Source organism: Elizabethkingia sp. YR214, from assembly GCF_003058195.1.
In the GTDB taxonomy this organism is placed as follows: Bacteria; Bacteroidota; Bacteroidia; order Flavobacteriales; family Weeksellaceae; genus Elizabethkingia.
Genome location: NZ_QBUH01000004.1, coordinates 431,946 through 448,129, shown reverse-complemented (window position 1 = coordinate 448,129; position 16,184 = coordinate 431,946). Strand labels below are relative to the sequence as shown.

11 protein-coding genes are annotated in these 16,184 nt (G+C 35.9%); 2 read left to right on the top strand and 9 right to left on the bottom strand.

The features are described from left to right. Positions 1 to 16: 16 nt before the first annotated feature. Together C8J95_RS10590 and C8J95_RS10585 are read right to left on the bottom strand one after the other, a co-directional pair. Positions 17 to 445 (bottom strand): DUF1801 domain-containing protein, encoded by a 429-nt coding sequence (locus C8J95_RS10590; protein ID WP_107808303.1) that lies wholly within the window; start codon positions 443 to 445, stop codon positions 17 to 19. Positions 446 to 653: 208 nt separating this feature from the next. Beyond that, on the bottom strand, positions 654 to 1,577 hold the full coding sequence (locus C8J95_RS10585) for an alpha/beta hydrolase (protein WP_107808302.1): 924 nt from the start codon (positions 1,575 to 1,577) through the stop codon (positions 654 to 656). Positions 1,578 to 1,867: 290 nt separating this feature from the next. On the opposite strand from C8J95_RS10585, the gene C8J95_RS10580 reads away from it, so the two are divergent. After that, complete coding sequence (locus tag C8J95_RS10580; protein ID WP_107808301.1) at positions 1,868 to 2,473, top strand: hypothetical protein; 606 nt, start codon at positions 1,868 to 1,870, stop codon at positions 2,471 to 2,473. Positions 2,474 to 2,528: 55 nt separating this feature from the next. Here the strand turns inward: C8J95_RS10580 and C8J95_RS10575 are convergent, their stop codons facing one another. Together C8J95_RS10575 and C8J95_RS10570 are read right to left on the bottom strand one after the other, a co-directional pair. Next, positions 2,529 to 3,608 carry a peptidylprolyl isomerase gene (locus tag C8J95_RS10575; RefSeq protein ID WP_107808300.1) on the bottom strand — a complete coding sequence of 360 codons (1,080 nt, stop codon included), beginning with the start codon at positions 3,606 to 3,608 and terminating at the stop codon, positions 2,529 to 2,531. A gap of 204 nt (positions 3,609 to 3,812) precedes the next feature. Beyond that, on the bottom strand, positions 3,813 to 5,171 hold the full coding sequence (locus C8J95_RS10570) for a DUF4403 family protein (RefSeq protein ID WP_059322222.1): 1,359 nt from the start codon (positions 5,169 to 5,171) through the stop codon (positions 3,813 to 3,815). Positions 5,172 to 5,451: 280 nt separating this feature from the next. Here C8J95_RS10570 and C8J95_RS10565 point away from each other — a divergent pair, with 280 nt between their 5' ends. Then, positions 5,452 to 6,396 carry a class I SAM-dependent methyltransferase gene (locus tag C8J95_RS10565; RefSeq protein ID WP_107808299.1) on the top strand — a complete coding sequence of 315 codons (945 nt, stop codon included), beginning with the start codon at positions 5,452 to 5,454 and terminating at the stop codon, positions 6,394 to 6,396. A gap of 66 nt (positions 6,397 to 6,462) precedes the next feature. On the opposite strand, the gene C8J95_RS10560 is transcribed toward C8J95_RS10565, so the two are convergent. The 5 genes from C8J95_RS10560 to C8J95_RS10540 form a co-directional block, all read right to left on the bottom strand. Further along, positions 6,463 to 8,805 carry a phosphocholine-specific phospholipase C gene (locus tag C8J95_RS10560; protein WP_107808298.1) on the bottom strand — a complete coding sequence of 781 codons (2,343 nt, stop codon included), beginning with the start codon at positions 8,803 to 8,805 and terminating at the stop codon, positions 6,463 to 6,465. A 41-nt stretch (positions 8,806 to 8,846) separates the two neighbouring features. After that, complete coding sequence (locus tag C8J95_RS10555) at positions 8,847 to 10,676, bottom strand: alkaline phosphatase (protein ID WP_107808297.1); 1,830 nt, start codon at positions 10,674 to 10,676, stop codon at positions 8,847 to 8,849. A 71-nt stretch (positions 10,677 to 10,747) separates the two neighbouring features. Then, positions 10,748 to 12,256 carry a RagB/SusD family nutrient uptake outer membrane protein gene (locus C8J95_RS10550; RefSeq protein WP_107808296.1) on the bottom strand — a complete coding sequence of 503 codons (1,509 nt, stop codon included), beginning with the start codon at positions 12,254 to 12,256 and terminating at the stop codon, positions 10,748 to 10,750. Between the two features lie 17 nt (positions 12,257 to 12,273). After that, entirely contained in the window at positions 12,274 to 15,171 is a 2,898-nt protein-coding gene (locus C8J95_RS10545) for a TonB-dependent receptor (RefSeq protein WP_107808295.1), read from the bottom strand. Positions 15,172 to 15,378: 207 nt separating this feature from the next. After that, the gene (locus C8J95_RS10540; RefSeq protein WP_034870355.1) at positions 15,379 to 16,137 is read right to left on the bottom strand and encodes a DeoR/GlpR family DNA-binding transcription regulator; all 759 of its coding nucleotides are present in this window, start codon (positions 16,135 to 16,137) and stop codon (positions 15,379 to 15,381) included. Positions 16,138 to 16,184: the final 47 nt, after the last annotated feature.

Here is a 16,184-nt window from a genome sequence, read left to right as displayed (position 1 = left end):
AGCTAGTTGAGTTGGTTTAAATTCCTAATGTTTGGAGGTGTTTTACATCATGATAAAGCAGAGTTGCTTTTATGCATTCTTTTAATTCTTCTACGGGAACTCTTTCATTGAGTTGGAAAATAATAGCTCTTTTACCCTCATACTTAAACTGGTGCCCAAATACCATACGAAAAGTATCTACCAATCTGCTACTACACTGAAAGTACATCGCATATTGTTCCGGAAATTTTTCTTTCCAGTCCATCCGAAGTGTACTTCCATTTTTGGTAACAAAGCTCGGCTCACCCCATTTTAGAGCTTCCTCCAATGCATCTACTCTATCAGTTTCTCTGGCGGTTTCAATCACCAGTTCCCTTAGAAACTGCATCTTTTCACGGATTAATTCCGGATAGTTATTGAATTTATCATTGACTTTCGGATCTGTCTTTAGTTTCAAATTTTTCATTTTCTATACGCGTGGGATAAGGTGCAAACTAATGTAATCTTTCTGTATCACTACAAAAGTAACAACAAAGAATGTAAAAAAAAGCCGAAAGACAAAAAGCAACATCCTTTTTCAATCGCAATTACAACATATAAAAATGACCGAAATCTCTTCCGGTCACTACTACTAATTATTCTGCACTTTTATTTATCGGATATAGCTACTGATGCTAAGCTATATGGCTGATTATAAATGTAGAAATCTTTTCTACTGCATCTTTGGTTTCAATTAAAATAGAATCCATATGCATAAAACCGTGTATCATTTCTTCATAAACAACAACTTCAGTTTCTACTCCGGATGTTCTTAGACTTTCCTCCAGTATTTTCCCATCATCATGCAAAGGATCGTGCCCTGCTAATAATATAAGTGTTGGAGGTGTCTTTTTGAAATCTTTAATTAAAGCAGGGACTGCTAAAGGATTTTGTTTATCTTCTTCTTTTTGTAAATACCATTCCCATGCCTGTACTCCGCCTTCTAATGAAAGAACTGGCCCGTTTGCATAAGTCTGCCATGATTCAGAATTAAGTTTATTATCTGTTGCGGGATATATGAGTACCTGAAACTTTAATTTCTCTCCCAGCTCACTTACAATAGCAATTGCCAATGCTCCGCCAGCACTATCTCCTACAATACCAATTCTGTTCTGATCAATTTTTAATGTATCTGCATTGTCATAAACCCAATTGGTTATGCTAATACAATCATCTAATCCGGCCGGGAAAGGATTTTCTGGTGCTAATCGATAATCCGGAAAAATAACAACGGATTTTGTGGCATTAGCCAACTTTCTTACCAATGCATCATGCGTTTCGAAACTACCAGCAACAAACCAGCCTCCATGAGTGTAAATAATAGCTGATGAGCTCTGTGCATCTATACCTTCCGGGCGGTATACTCTGACGGGAATATTATGTGTTCCGTTGTCAATATCAAATTCTTCAATTACTTTTACTGCTTCTTTTCTAGCACCGAACTGGGCAGCCATACTTTCATAGCTTTTGCGACTCATATCTAAAGCATCTTTAGCATCAAATACCTGTACATTCTGCATGTGATCTGCAGCTGCTTTCACTTGTGTTGTTAACTTCATTCTGATAATTTTATTTGTACTGCAAATCATTTCATACAGCACTTATTTTCTTATATCAAAATTATAATGATCTCTCTGCGATTCCTAATACATCGCTTAATGTATGTTACTAACAATTTTGTAAGTATTGGATTAAACAGCCTAAAACAAAGGTTATTCTTTATACTTTCAGACTTATCATTATTTTTTTTCAGAAATGAATTTTGCGGCATAATTTATGTGTTGGGATAAAAGACATGAATACGTAATTATTCAGTTATAAAATAAACCTTAAACAAACACTTTCTCACATGAAATTAAGATTACTATTTACAGCCGCACTACTCTATACATCTGTTAGTGTATGGGGGCAACAGCTAAAAGGACTTGATGTGAACATTTCCGAGCAAAATTCTGCAATCTTGTCTGTTGATCTTTATACAGAAGATGCTGTAATTACAGTTGACTCCTATGGGCAACTTCTAAGATACCAGCCTAACAGAAGAAACAATTTTCAGCAAAGAGATGATTTTGATCGCTCATCCAATGATAACATAAGATACAGATATGGAAAATATCCTATAGAATATTATAGTGACAACGATATCTGGGGGCGCAATAATATGATTAAAAACATAGGAAGAATAGGATTTGAATACTTCCACAAGAACGATATCTGGAACCGTGATCTTTTCTTCAAACAAATCGGAAATATAAACTTTGAATATTTTGATAATGATATCTGGGGAAGAAAAGGAAAACTAAAAAAAGTGGGTAATGTTACACTAGATTATTATTCTGATTGGGACAACAACAAGCGTATGGTTGGGCAGCTAAAATCGATACAAGGTGAAAATGACCTGATACAAATAAATGTAATCCCACAATACTACTACAGAAACGACGGAAGAAGATAAATAAATGTAAAATAAAAAAAGGAAGCTAATTGCTTCCTTTTTTATTTATCTGATGTTATGCTTTAGCTTTCACTAATTTAACTTCGAAGATTAACCATGCATTTGGTGGGATAACACCTCCGGCACCTCTTGCTCCGTAACCTAAATCTGGTGGAATAAGGAATGTAGCTTCTTCTCCTTCTTTTAGTAAAAGAATACCTTCATCCCAGCCTTTAATTACACGTCCAGTTCCTACTGGGAATTCGATAGGCTCGTTTCTTGAAATTGATGAATCGAAAACCTGTCCGCTTGTTAATTTACCTGTGTAGTGAACAGAAACGGTATTTCCTGCAACTGGCTGGGCGCCATCTGTAGTTTTTGTAATTTTATACATCAAACCACTAGCAGTAGTTGTCATTCCGCTCTTTAGCTCTTCTAATTTCTTTTTAGCTTCCTCTTCTTTCTTCTGAACGAATACTTTGTTGTTTTCAGTGATCTTAGATTTTCCTTCATTGAAAAGTTTAGCCGCATCGTAGTGCTTATAGGCATCACCTTTTGTAAAGATGGTCACCTTCTCCAATACAATGTCAGTTTTTGGTTTGTCCTGAGCGCCTTTTTCTATATTAGCTACATCATCTATAACCTGCTCTCCTTTTATCACTTTACCAAAAATCGTGTGTTTTCCGTCTAACCAAGGTGTTGCCACTTCAGTAATAAAGAACTGAGATCCGTTGGTATTAGGACCAGAATTAGCCATAGAAAGAATACCTTTTCCCGTATGCTTAAGGTCGTTTTTCTCATCATCGAATTTATAACCAGGATCACCCATTCCTGTTCCCTTAGGGTCTCCGCCCTGAATCATAAAATCTTTGATTACTCTGTGGAAAATAGTCCCGTTATAGAAAGGTTCTCCTTTCTTCTTTGCCGAGTTTTCTATTTTTCCTTCTGCTAATCCTACGAAGTTAGCAACTGTTACTGGTGATTCTTTATCGTTAAATTTAACAAGGATATCTCCTTTTGTTGTCTTCAAATTTCCATAAAGCCCCTCCGGCAATTGCTCATAAGCAGCTTTGTCTAAATTGATTTCTTTTAAATCCAAAGTTTTACAGTTTAATAAGGTTAATAATACTGTACACAAAAATACGACTTTCTTCATAAATGACCTGTATAGTATAAATTGAGTTTTTTAGTTGCGCTAAAATAGGCATTTTTATAATGGATATGCTGATATTTGTTCAAATATGCACCAATAATAACTTCAGGCAATATAACGAATGCTTAGGCTAACTTTTACAGGGATATAAAAATAAAAATGACCGGAAAAATATCCGGCCATTCTTGCATTTGTAATATTTTAAGCTTAGAAACTAAGTCCTGATATCATTAACTGAGCATTTGCTTTAGTATCTATAATTGCTGTTATACTGCTATTTCCTACTACAAAATCAGATGGTCTGAAATCTATTACCTTTCCTTTTATAAATAGTCCTTTATAATATTCTTTGTTTAGGCTTTCTTCAATACTCTTACGAGAACTCTTTTCCATCTCCAATGTAGGAATACCATATTCTTTTTCAATCATATTAACAATCTTTCCTTTAAAAAGGAATACAAGTGTTTTCTGAAAAATATTGCTTGTTTTCAGATTGAACTTTGTATCAGTGAACACAATTTTCTTTTTTACAGGATCATAGGTAGGTGTGCCGGTAATAACGGAAGTACCGTTAACCGTTCCGCTTGTCTCCGCCTCTATTACTACCTTCTCGTCTTTTCCGTATACTTTTATACTTTCAATCACAATCTTAGACTTCCCTTCTCTGAAGGTAAATTCTTTGTGTAAAAACTGTTGTTCTGCTAGTCTCGTAGCTTCTGTAAATGGAATATTCGCTGTAGTCTGCAGCTTAAAAACATTATCTATTGCGGGTTTGGTTACAAAACCAGGCACTGTAGTTACACTTGCACCGGCAGCTGGTTGATTTCCTGTGAATGTTTCAGAATACAAATCTACTCCCAGTGTTGCAGAAATTTGGTTAGCATACACTTTTAGGGGTGTTGCAGAAAGACTTTGCGGGCTAATCTTCAACCATGTATGATATTCTTCGGAGATATTGATAGGATTTACAAACTGGTTCCACGCCATTACCAGATAAGGCTGCATATTCATTTTTTCCTTTACCTGTTTGTCTATAACCCCGGTAAATTTCTGCTGTTGCTTTGTTAGCGTGCTTTCTATAAGTGATGATATAGGAATCTTTACTTTACCATAGTCCAATACAGGTTTTTCTTTCCATACAAAACCAGCTGTTGTAGTTGCCGTATTCAGTGTCCAGTTATTATTAAAACTGATATTGGATATAAAATTCATTACCACACTAAAGTTTGTCGACTGATAAGCATAATAGCCTAAAGTACCATACCCCTTTTCTGCCCATATCTTCAGAGGTACAGAGATCATAATACGGTTATTGGTTAGCCCTTGTATAACAATGTTTCCATTTTTTTCAACTCTTGTTTTAAACTGGTCATTATTGTTATCCGTATAGGATTTATCCTCATAAATTACGCCATTAATAGACTGGTTAATTAATCTGTTGATTTCTGCCATCGGAATAACGACCGGAATAGAAATCCCTGATTTTATTTTGGGAAAGTTATATTCAACTGTATCCTGCGCAAAGCTATATGCTGATACCAATACGAATAAAAGTATTTTCTTCATCATTTAAAAATTGTACAGGCAAATATAAAGAAGTTTGAAATTTGAAGCCTGAAATTTTAAATAAAAATATTCCAAAAGAATGCACATCTCTTACATATTATATTTAATTTATAAAATTTATGCAAAAGTTGTTTTTTCCATTGAATTAAGTTTATATAAAATTAATTCAACAATTATACTTTCCTATTTAGGTGAAATTTATTTAAATTTAGCATAATTACCATAGTTAACTATTAAGATATTTATGTACTTTTATTTTCGTATATAATATTTCGATAAAATGACAATAAAAAAATGCAAGATTTGCGGCGCAAACCTAGAAAATACATTTAATGCCAGAGAAATGATGTTTGGCATTCGAAAGGAATTTCCATATGCTCAATGTAGCAATTGCCAGACGATCCAAATATTAGAAATACCCAAAGATATTGCGAGTTATTATCCTGAGTATTATTATTCTTTTAAGCAATATGTCCCACCTATTACAGGCCTCAAAGCTATTCTAAAAAGGCTATTCAAAAAATATAGAATAAGAAAGCACAGACACGAAATTTTAGATCAATTACAACCACTTAACATACTTCCTACCCAACGGATATTGGACATCGGTTGTGGTAGAGGTAAGTTGATCTGTGAAATGTTCAATTATGGTTTTAAGAACATTCAGGGTGTGGATAGATTTATTCCTCAAGAATATCAACATGGCCACAATGTGAAAGTACTACAAAATGATTTGAGTGAATTAAAGAATGATAGCTACGATTTATTAATGATGCATCATGTCTTTGAACATATGGAAGAACCAATGAATGAACTTGCTAAATCTTATAAGCTTCTGAAAAACAATGGCTATTTGATGATTAGAATACCTGTAGTTAATAATGCATGGTCAGTTTATCAGCGAGATTGGGTTCAACTGGATGCCCCACGGCATTTTTTTATTCATACAGAAAAGAGTATTAATATAATGGCTAAGGAAGTAGGCTTTACAGTTACCAATATAGTTTATGATTCTAATTCTATGCAATTCTGGGGTAGTGAACTATATAAAAAAGACATTTCTCTAATTGATGAGGAATCAAAAGAATTTAGAAAGCCAGATGACTTTTTCTCCCCAGCTGAAATTGCTGATTACGAACAATCTGCGAAAGAATTAAACTATAATAATAAAGGTGATCAGGCCATTTTTTATTTACAAAAAAAAGAGTATGAAAAGGTAATTTGAGATTTTAACCTCAAATTACCTTATTTGATAAGAAAATATAGTTTTGCAGAAAATTGTAATACCATTCTAAGCCCAGTGTGGATCTGTAGAAGAAACCTTACCTGTCTCTGCTCTACCTGCAAAGATCCAGTTATTACTTCCGGTAGAAACCTTAAGATCGTACCAGCCTCCTATTTTAGAAGACGGAATTAATACTTTTGGTGTCTTTGCCGGATCTATCTTCTGAGTCTGCTTAGTATAAGCATTTTCCAATACAATCTCTTTTACAGCAGCCGAAGTAAACACTACCTCAACATCACCATTGCTATTTTGGGTAAGTTTCACTTCCACTTTCGGAGCTGAATTTCCTTCAAAATTCCGGTAAAAACCATTTGGCCCAAAAACGTCCCAATCATACTCATTTTCCGCAGATACAGCATGATTGAAATTCTGTTTTTTAAACATCGTATACGGGAATAAAAAGTCTTTATCCTCATTTAATTTTTTACGGTTATACACCATTACAGGTGTTGCTTTCTCGGTATGGTTTTGCATATCAATACCCTTGCTGTTAAAATTAACTTCAAAATGATATGGTAATGGATTAGAAGGCTTTAGTCCTTTCTCCTGCTTCGGGAAATACTGAGATTGGGCATTTTGTTCAGCATCACTCAATGCGACAAAATTATTTGGAACTGGTTTTTCTTTTGCAGCATTTATACTTTCTACAAAAACCTTTTCCTGCAAGAAATCTAATTTAAGATTTTTGCTTTTTTCCTGATTGAAAGCTGAAGTAAGGTCTCCGCAGACTTCTCTTCTCCAGTCACTGATATTCTCTACGTGGAGATTTTTCTTTTTCTTTTTGTTCAGGAAATGCTCTAAAAACTGCAAAACAGATGTATGATCGGATACTTCAGAATTTACATAACCTCCCATTGTCCATGGAGAAGCAACAACCATTGGAACTCTGTATCCTAATCCTACAGGACTTTCCATTTTTTCTGAGCTATATAGTTTTTCTGTTGAAAAATATTTTTGCTTAAAATCTACATATTCAGCGCCTGCTTCTCCATGAATATCAGGCTGCTGTTGCGGATTATTAGGCGGTAAAAACGGAACAACGTGATCAAAATAACCATCGTTCTCATCATAGTTCAAAATAAAAATAGTCTTCTTCCATACTTCAGGATTCTTCGTCAGAATATTCATGACTTCTGATATGAACCATGCTCCGTACCACTGAGAAGACGGGTGATCTGAGAATCGTTCCGGTGCAACCAACCATGACACAGCCGGAAGCTTGCCTTCGTTTACATCTTTTCGGAACTGAAACAGAACATCTCCTTTTGGCAAATACATCTTTTCACCGTTTACAGGATCTATCTCTTCAAGACTCCAGAAATCAGGATCTCCTGAATTAATAGTAAATGCTTTGTTATGAAGATTTTTTTCTTTTTGAGAAAGCTTTTCCCAGTTTTTAGGATCAAAATTTTTCAGATCTTCTTCGTAATAACGAAGTTCTTTTTCTAACCGATCTTTGTTATCAGGATTTTTACTCAACTTATCTTTAAGCTCAGCAATTTTTTTCTGTACAAATTCATGGTGCTTAGGCGAGAATTTTACATTGAACTGAGAAAACCATTCTATTGGATTATCTGTAAAGTTGGACAAGTAAGCCTCCTGCTCTCCTCCCATTCCTTTGGAAAGACTGATTTCATTCTGATATATTCTCCATGAAATATCATTTTCTTCCAGCATTTCCGGGAAAGTTTTCCAGTGTACATTTCTGCTGTAATCTACAGTATCATTAACTACATGCGCCTGTACATCACCACTCTTTTCAGATCTGATTGTTCCTGTCCAATGGAAAAGCCTGTTAGGCGTAGTCCCGGTAAGGGAAGAACAGAAATACTGATCGAAAACTGTAAAAGCATCAGCTAGCTGATAATAGAATGGAAGGTCATTTCGGTTATAAAAGCCTAAAGTAAGCGGCAAATCCTGATATTCTTTTACTCCGGATCTTTTTGCCAGCAACCATTGGTCATACTTCCCTTTATTAAGAGCATTTTGCTGATTTGTCCATGAATGAGGCAAAGAACTCATCCAGGTTGCTCTGGTATTTTTAATATCTAAGTTAAATGGAGCGTAGGTCTTTCCGGCTTTATCCTTCTGGAAGAAAACACTTTTTCCATCAGGCTTACGGAAGGCATATTTATCCATAAATCCTCTTACTCCTCGTAATGTTCCGAAGCAATGATCGAATGATCTGTTCTCTTGCATAAGGATTACCACATGCTCTGCATCGTAAAATGTAGATCCCTTTGCAGGCTTAATATTCATTGCTTTCAAAATCGACGGATGTATAACTGTAGAAACCCCAAGGCCTCCCAGTACCATCCCTGATTTTTTCAGAAAATCTCTTCTGTCCATGTTTATTTAGTTTTATTGCCTAAAATTAATGAATAAACTACTTATTTCCGAATTCCGTAAGCAGCTAAAATTTTGTTGAAAATTTCCGTATTCTCAAACAAACCTGTAAACTCCTTAGAATTAGGACCATAAGCAAACACGCTGGAAGGAATGGAAGTATGATCGTTTGTACTAAAGTTTCCGAACACCCAACCATCTTTCAGACTACCATCCAACAAAGTCAAACCTCCGGTTTCATGATCTCCTAAAACAACAACAAGCGTCTCTTTATTTTCATCCGCAAATTTCATTGCTTTTCCTACAACATGATCGAAATCCAATAACTCAGTCACCAATTGCTCCAGATTATTACTATGTCCGCCACCATCAGTCTGGGAAGCTTCTACCATCATAAAGAAGCCATTTTTATTCATTTTCAGATCGTTTAAAGTAAGATCAAAAGCATCTGCAAGCCAGCTGCCTCTTCCATTGGTTATTCTTTGTGAAGCTAAAGGATCGATAACCAAAGTACGGTTATTAATGCTCTTTACGGATTTCAAATCTTTATATAAATCGATTTTAGCCTCTTTTATTTTTTTAAGATTATCTTCTGTAAGCCCACTCGTTGGTCCACCAATAAGTATTTTGGTTTTAGAGCTTACGAAATCTTTCAAAATAGGTTCGGAACTATTTCTATTGTCAGAATGCGCATAAAAATCTGCTGGTGTAGCATCGGTAACATCTCCGGTAGAAATTAAACCTGAAGACATTCCCTTCGCAGCAATGATATCCGGAATCTGTGCTAAAGCTTTACCATCATCATCAACACCTACAAATGTATTTTTTGTTTTTACACCTGTAGCAAAAGCAGTAGAACCTGGTGCTGAATCGGTAATATAAGCGTTGGAAGAATTGGTTTTGGACAATCCTGTTGCTTTCATATTGAAAACATTTAGTTTTCCTTTATTCGCTGTAAATGCAGCATAATACTGTGGCAATGAGGTCCCGTCCGGAATAAGAAGAATTACATTCTTCACTTTTTTATTTACACCGTCTGTTTCGTAAGTAGGCTTATAAATGCTGTATTCCTTCTGGTTTTTATAAAAATTCTTAGGAATGGTATTCATAAACTTTTTAAGGTCAGGAATATGATCTGTATTGATGTAATCTACACCTAAGTCCATAAAATTAACCCACGCATTCGGAAAATCCGGAGCTCCGTAAAAACGCATTGGCTTTTGCTGCTTATGTGCTTTTTCTACAGCACTTTTTACTCTTGCCGTTTCTTCATCTCTCGGAATACCTTTCCCATTCCATTTTACCAACCCCTGTAAGTCTGCGCTGAACATTCCTATTCTTTTCAGCTCTTCTGTGGTATAATTTTTATCAAGATCACCATCGAAAAGCAAATAAGCAGGATAATTTTTAAATTCCTGTGGCTGTGGTCTGCCTCCTGTAATAACAATCTTAATGCTCTGATTATTCGTAATCTCAGGATATTTTTGTAATGTCTTAACTAATGCATCCAGTGTCGTTTTATAATCCTGTTTAACATCAATAAGCAGTTGTAATTTTTTATTTGTATCCGGATAAATATGTCCGTTATTCAGTTTAATCTGCTTGGATATATTATCGAGATAAAGACTCTCCAATGTCCGTTCAGGTGATAATTCTTTCTCGGTATGGGCAACCCACAATTTACCTTTTACCAAAAAAACATCTGCCTCTATGGAACCAAAATTAGCATAATAAGCCTGCCAGAAAGGAACCTCCTGCATATAGTCATTATGCGAATGTGCATTTCCTACATTATAATTTAGATAATTCTGTGCCTGAGTGTTTGCAAATACTGCCAAAGCCAGTATCGCCCATATTTTTTTTGCTTGTTTCATAGTACTATTAAAAAAACTATATCATTGTAGGAGTTCCTGCAATGATATAGTATATGTGTTATATTAAAAAATTACCAGCCTTCATTTTGCTTTATTACTCCGTGGCTGTTTACAATTTCAACTTGTGGGACTGCCCACACATTGTGCACTGCCGGGTTGAAGTTTCTTGAAGCCCATACCTCCTTACCATCTGCACCATGTAAAGGTTTAGCATAAGTATCTTTAGCATCACCCCAGCGTACCAGATCTCTGTGTCTGTCTGCCCATTCGCCTGCCAGTTCACAACGTCTTTCATGTTTCAAATCTGCCATTGTACATCCACTTTTCGGGGTTAAACCAGCACGCTTTCTGATCATATTAATTTCCTGATCAGCATTTTGCCCCATCATTAACATTGCTTCTGCTTTTATAAGAATTACTTCTGCATAACGCATAATTGGCACTGCAAGATCTGTACATGGATAATCTCCATTTGCACTTACGTGGCCGCTATTTAAAGGATATTTGAAAGCATCCATGTATTTATTGAACTGATAACCTGTAAGAGAGTTAGAAGAAGCATAACTTCTTTCTTTTCCGTTGAATGTAAACTTATCTCCTGCTTTCAGGATCGTTACATCTCTTCTTTTATCTCCTGCTTCATATTCTGTAAAAAGCTCTTTGGTTGGCTGGAAATATCCCCAACCATTGTATTCACCCCAGCCTTTATTTTCAAGCATTACTCCTGGAAGAATACTTCCTACAGCATTGAACTTTGGCGTACTTGGTATCGACCAGATATACTCGGAACTATAATTATTCTCCGCTTTGAAAACATCAGCATAATTGTTAAGCAGATTTCTGTTTCCTTTAGTCATTACCTCATTTGCCCAATATGCCGCATTCTTCCAGTCTTTCAGGAAAAGATATACTTTGGCCATAAGAGCCCATGCAGCAGCTTTATGAGGTCTTCCGAAATCTTTAGCAGCAAGCTCTTCCTGAGCTGGTAGTAGTTCTGCTGCCTTTTTCAGATCATTTATAATGTAATTGTAGTTTTCCATTACGTTAGCAGCTCTCGGAATTGGATTTGGATCCGGTTCTTTTGTACGGTCTATAATTGGGACCCCAGCTTTCTCATTACCATAGCTGTATGCTAATTCGAAATACATTCTGCTGCTCATGAATAAAGCTTCGCCCAGATATTTGTTTTTTACAGCCGTTGCAGCCTGAATATTGTCTATATTACGGATAACGCGATTGGCAATACCGATAACTGTATATCTCTTATTCCACTGGGTTTCCAAATCTCCTGCTGCGATATAATTACTGCTAAAGTTCTTCGCATTATCAGCCTCACTTTTTGCTCTTCCTGTTACCATATCATCGCTGGCATTGATAAACCAGAAAAATCCTCTGCCATAAAACTCACTATCATACAAAGGTTTATACATCGCATTTGCTCCTGTTACAAGGTCGTTTTCCGTTTTCCAGAAACTCGCTTCTGTCGGAGTTCCTTCCGGCTGAACATCCAGTTCGCTTGTACATGACAGCAATGCTACAGATATTCCCGATACTAAAACTATTTTATTGAAAAATTTCATCTTTTTACTTTTTAAAATTATAACCCGATTTCTATACCGAAAATAAATGAACGAGCCTGCGGATATCTTCCTGTGTCTACACCATAAGAATTCATTCCTACTTCAGGATCAAAACCTTTGTATTTAGTAATGGTAAACAGGTTATTAGCTGTCATATAAATTCTTAATCTGTTTATATTGATTTTGCTGTAAATCTCTTTAGGTAATGAATAACCTATTGTAAGGTTTTTCAGTCTCAGATAAGATCCGTCTTCTACATAGAAGTCTGACACTTTGGAGTAGTTTCCGGAAGGATCACCCTGTACAAGTTTCGGAATATTGGTATTCATATTTTCCGGAGTCCATGCATTCAGAATATCTCTGTCCATGTTATAATTCTGTCCTGTTCCGCCCGGGTTTAATGAAATAAATTTCAGACCGTTGAATATTTTATTCCCATATACTCCCTGAAAGAATACATTCAGATCAAAGTTTTTCCAGGTCATATTATAAGACAATCCATAAGAGAATTTAGGATAAGGATTCCCAAGGTTCACAAAATCATTGTTACTAAGGGTTCCGGTATTTCCTTCTTTTTTCAGGAATTTAATATCACCTGGCTTTGCATTAGGCTGAATAAGAGCACCATTGGCATCTTTATAATTATTGATCTCTTCCTGTGAACGGAAAATACCATCTGTCTTATATCCGTAATAAGAATAAAGTGACTCTCCTACTCGTATACGCGTAGGCTTCAACACTCCTCTTACAGCATTGTCATTAATAAAGATTTCGTTTACATCTGCCAGTTGTTTAACTGTATTTTTTAGCTGACTGAAAGTAGCGCCTATCGAGTAACTGAAATCTCCGGTATTTTTGCTGTTGTAATTAATTCCTAATTCATAACCTTTATCCTGGAATAATCCGGCATTGATATACTGATTCGTATAAGTTGCTGTACTTGGAAGGCTTACATTAAAAATCTGATCCTTGGAGTTTTTAATGAAATAATCAAACTGTAAGGAAAGGCTGTTGTTCAGGAATGAAGCATCCAATCCAAAATTGGTTTGTTCAGATTTTCCCCATTTCAAGTTTGGATTAGGACGTGTTGTAGCATAGTAAGCAATGTTCTGGGAAGGATCCTGTCCGAAAATAATATTATTATCTCTTATCATTAACGGATTTACTGCCTGTGAAGAAATCCCGCCAAGGTTACCCAGAATACCATAACTTCCTCTAAGTTTAAGATTCGAAAGCCACGCAATATCCTGCATAAAGTTTTCTTTAGACATTACCCATGCGCCTGAAACTGCATAATAATTAGCAAATCTGTTTTGTTTGGCAACTAATGAGGATCCGTCTCTTCTTCCCAATACACTGATGATATATTTACCAGCATAATCATAGTTAATCCTTGCCAGATAAGAAACTAATGCCTGCTGATACCTATAACTGGAAAGGTCTTTATTGGTATCTGCTGCATTCTGAAGGTAACGGAATACTTCTGCTTCACTTCTGAAATCATAAGCTCTGGCCATGAAACCTTCATCAATTGTCTTCTGGAAAGTAAAACCACCTAAGAAATCGAAATTATGTTTGCCTGCAGAAAATTTATAGGTAAGAAGCTGCTCTGCAAGAGAGGTAGAAGAGTTATTAGACTGATATTCTAAATTATTGGTATCAAATATCTTTCCTATTTCCAGTACTCTGGATGTAAAGTTTTTAATCGTTCCGATTTTGAATGTCTGAGAGAAGTTAGATCTGAACTTTAAATTTTTAGCTAAAGTAATTTCTGCATAAGGATTGATTAAAATTTCGTGTGTAGGATTTTTTATACTAATCCTTTGAAGGTAAGCCACCGGATTGATCATATCCCCGTAACCTCCGGCAACATCAATCGGTAAACCGGAAAATGCTCCTGTAGGTGTATATACCGGAACATTTGGTGGGTAATACATGGCTGCTACAAGCGCTCCCGTATAACCACTCTTTGTATCTGCTGTATTTCCGTCGGAGTAATTATAGTACATGTTCTCTCCGATAGTTAACCAGTCTTTTACTTTATGTTCAGAATTTACTCTGAAGTTGTATCTTTTTGCCTGTGTATTGAGTAAGATACCTTCCAGGTTTCTGTGATTCATTCCCACAAAAAATCTGGACTTATCGTTTCCACCACTTAGATTAACATTGTACTCCTGGATTGTTCCGGTACGGAAAATTTCTTTCATCCAGTCTGTTCTGGTTACTCTACCGTCAGGGTATTTCTCTGCATTGAAAGCTAAAGGCAGGCTGCCAAGCTTACCCGCATTTTCATAGGCCTTATACATTACATCCTGAAACTCCGCTGCATTTAAAGATTCCTTTAGTCTCCATGCCTGGTTTACACCAAACTTAACATCAAAATCTACCGTAATATTACCTTTTTTACCTTTCTTGGTCGTAATAAGAATAACACCACCCGAAGATCTGGCTCCGTAGATTGCTGCAGAAGCATCTTTAAGCACGGATATATCCTGAATATCGTTGGGGTTAATAGCAGGTGTACCATTGAAAACAACACCATCTACAACATAAAGAGGTGTCTCTCCGTTAATCCCGCCTAAACCACGAATATTAACCTTTGGTGAACCATTGGGATCTCCCCCTTCATTTACCACTGTTACCCCCGGTGCTTTCCCTTGAAGAACTTCACCTACACCGGACAAAGATCTGGAAGTAAGTTTATCCAGTGACGCTTCTGAAACAGCACCTGATACTTTACTCTTTTTCTGTGTTCCGTATCCCACAACGACAACCTCGTCTATGGACTTCTCTTTTAAACTGTCTTTCTTTTGGGCAAACAATATCGGTGAGGCCGATATTGCTCCAATTAATAGCCCCCGGCTTGTAAAATAAGTCACCGAGACAGGGATTTTAAATACTTTCATGGCATCCATTTTAATTCTGAATGCAAAATTAGAACAGTACGGCCCCGTGTTACATTAAGGTTTTCTTATGTTTTTATTAAGAAACATTAACTATTATCAATGGAAAAAGTGAATGCACAAATATTAATTATTTATTTATCAGTAAGATAACAGTAAATTAATCATTACACCTGTATTCAGAACATAATCAAGATTAATTTTATTTTAAATTTAATCTTAATCAGAAATAATCACTGTAACCCCCATATCTTCAAGGCGTTCTTTCGTCTCAAGGTCAATTCCCTTATCCGTAATAATGGTATCTACCCTATCCAAATCAGCAATTTTGCCGAAACCCTTTTTATTGATTTTAGACGAATCTGCCAAGACAATAACTTTCTCCGCACATTCTATCATAGCCTGATTCAGATGAGCTTCAGCTGCACTGGAGCAACTAATACCAAATTCAAGATCAATTCCGTCAACACCTAAAAAGAGTTTGTGACAGGAAAATTGTTTTAATACCGATTCCGAAATAGCCCCGACAATAGAAGTAGAACTTTTTCTTACCTCCCCGCCTAGCTGAATAATATTGATATTCGGCATCATACACAACTCTAATGCTACACGTAAAGAAGAAGTAAGAACTGTAAGCTTCTGAAAACTTCCCATTGTGCGAGCCAAATAATGTATAGTTGTTCCGGAAGCTAATATAACAGAATCATTTTCATCAATAATATTCGCTGCTTTTCTGGCTATAGCCTGCTTGATCTCTACGTTGATGTTTTCTTTTTCATTTACGTTTTTCTCATAGGCAAAACGTGACTGCTTACTTGCTCCACCGTGGGTTCTGTGCAATAATCCCAAACCTTCAAGATAGCTCAGATCCTTTCGGATTGTTACGGACGAAACATTATATTTCTCACAAAGATCTTGTACCAGTACATATTCTTTCTTCTCCAGTTCTTTAAGAATGTTATTGTGGCGGGCTATCATTACTACAGCATTTTAAATTTAACCAAAAATATAAAAAAAATTTTCAT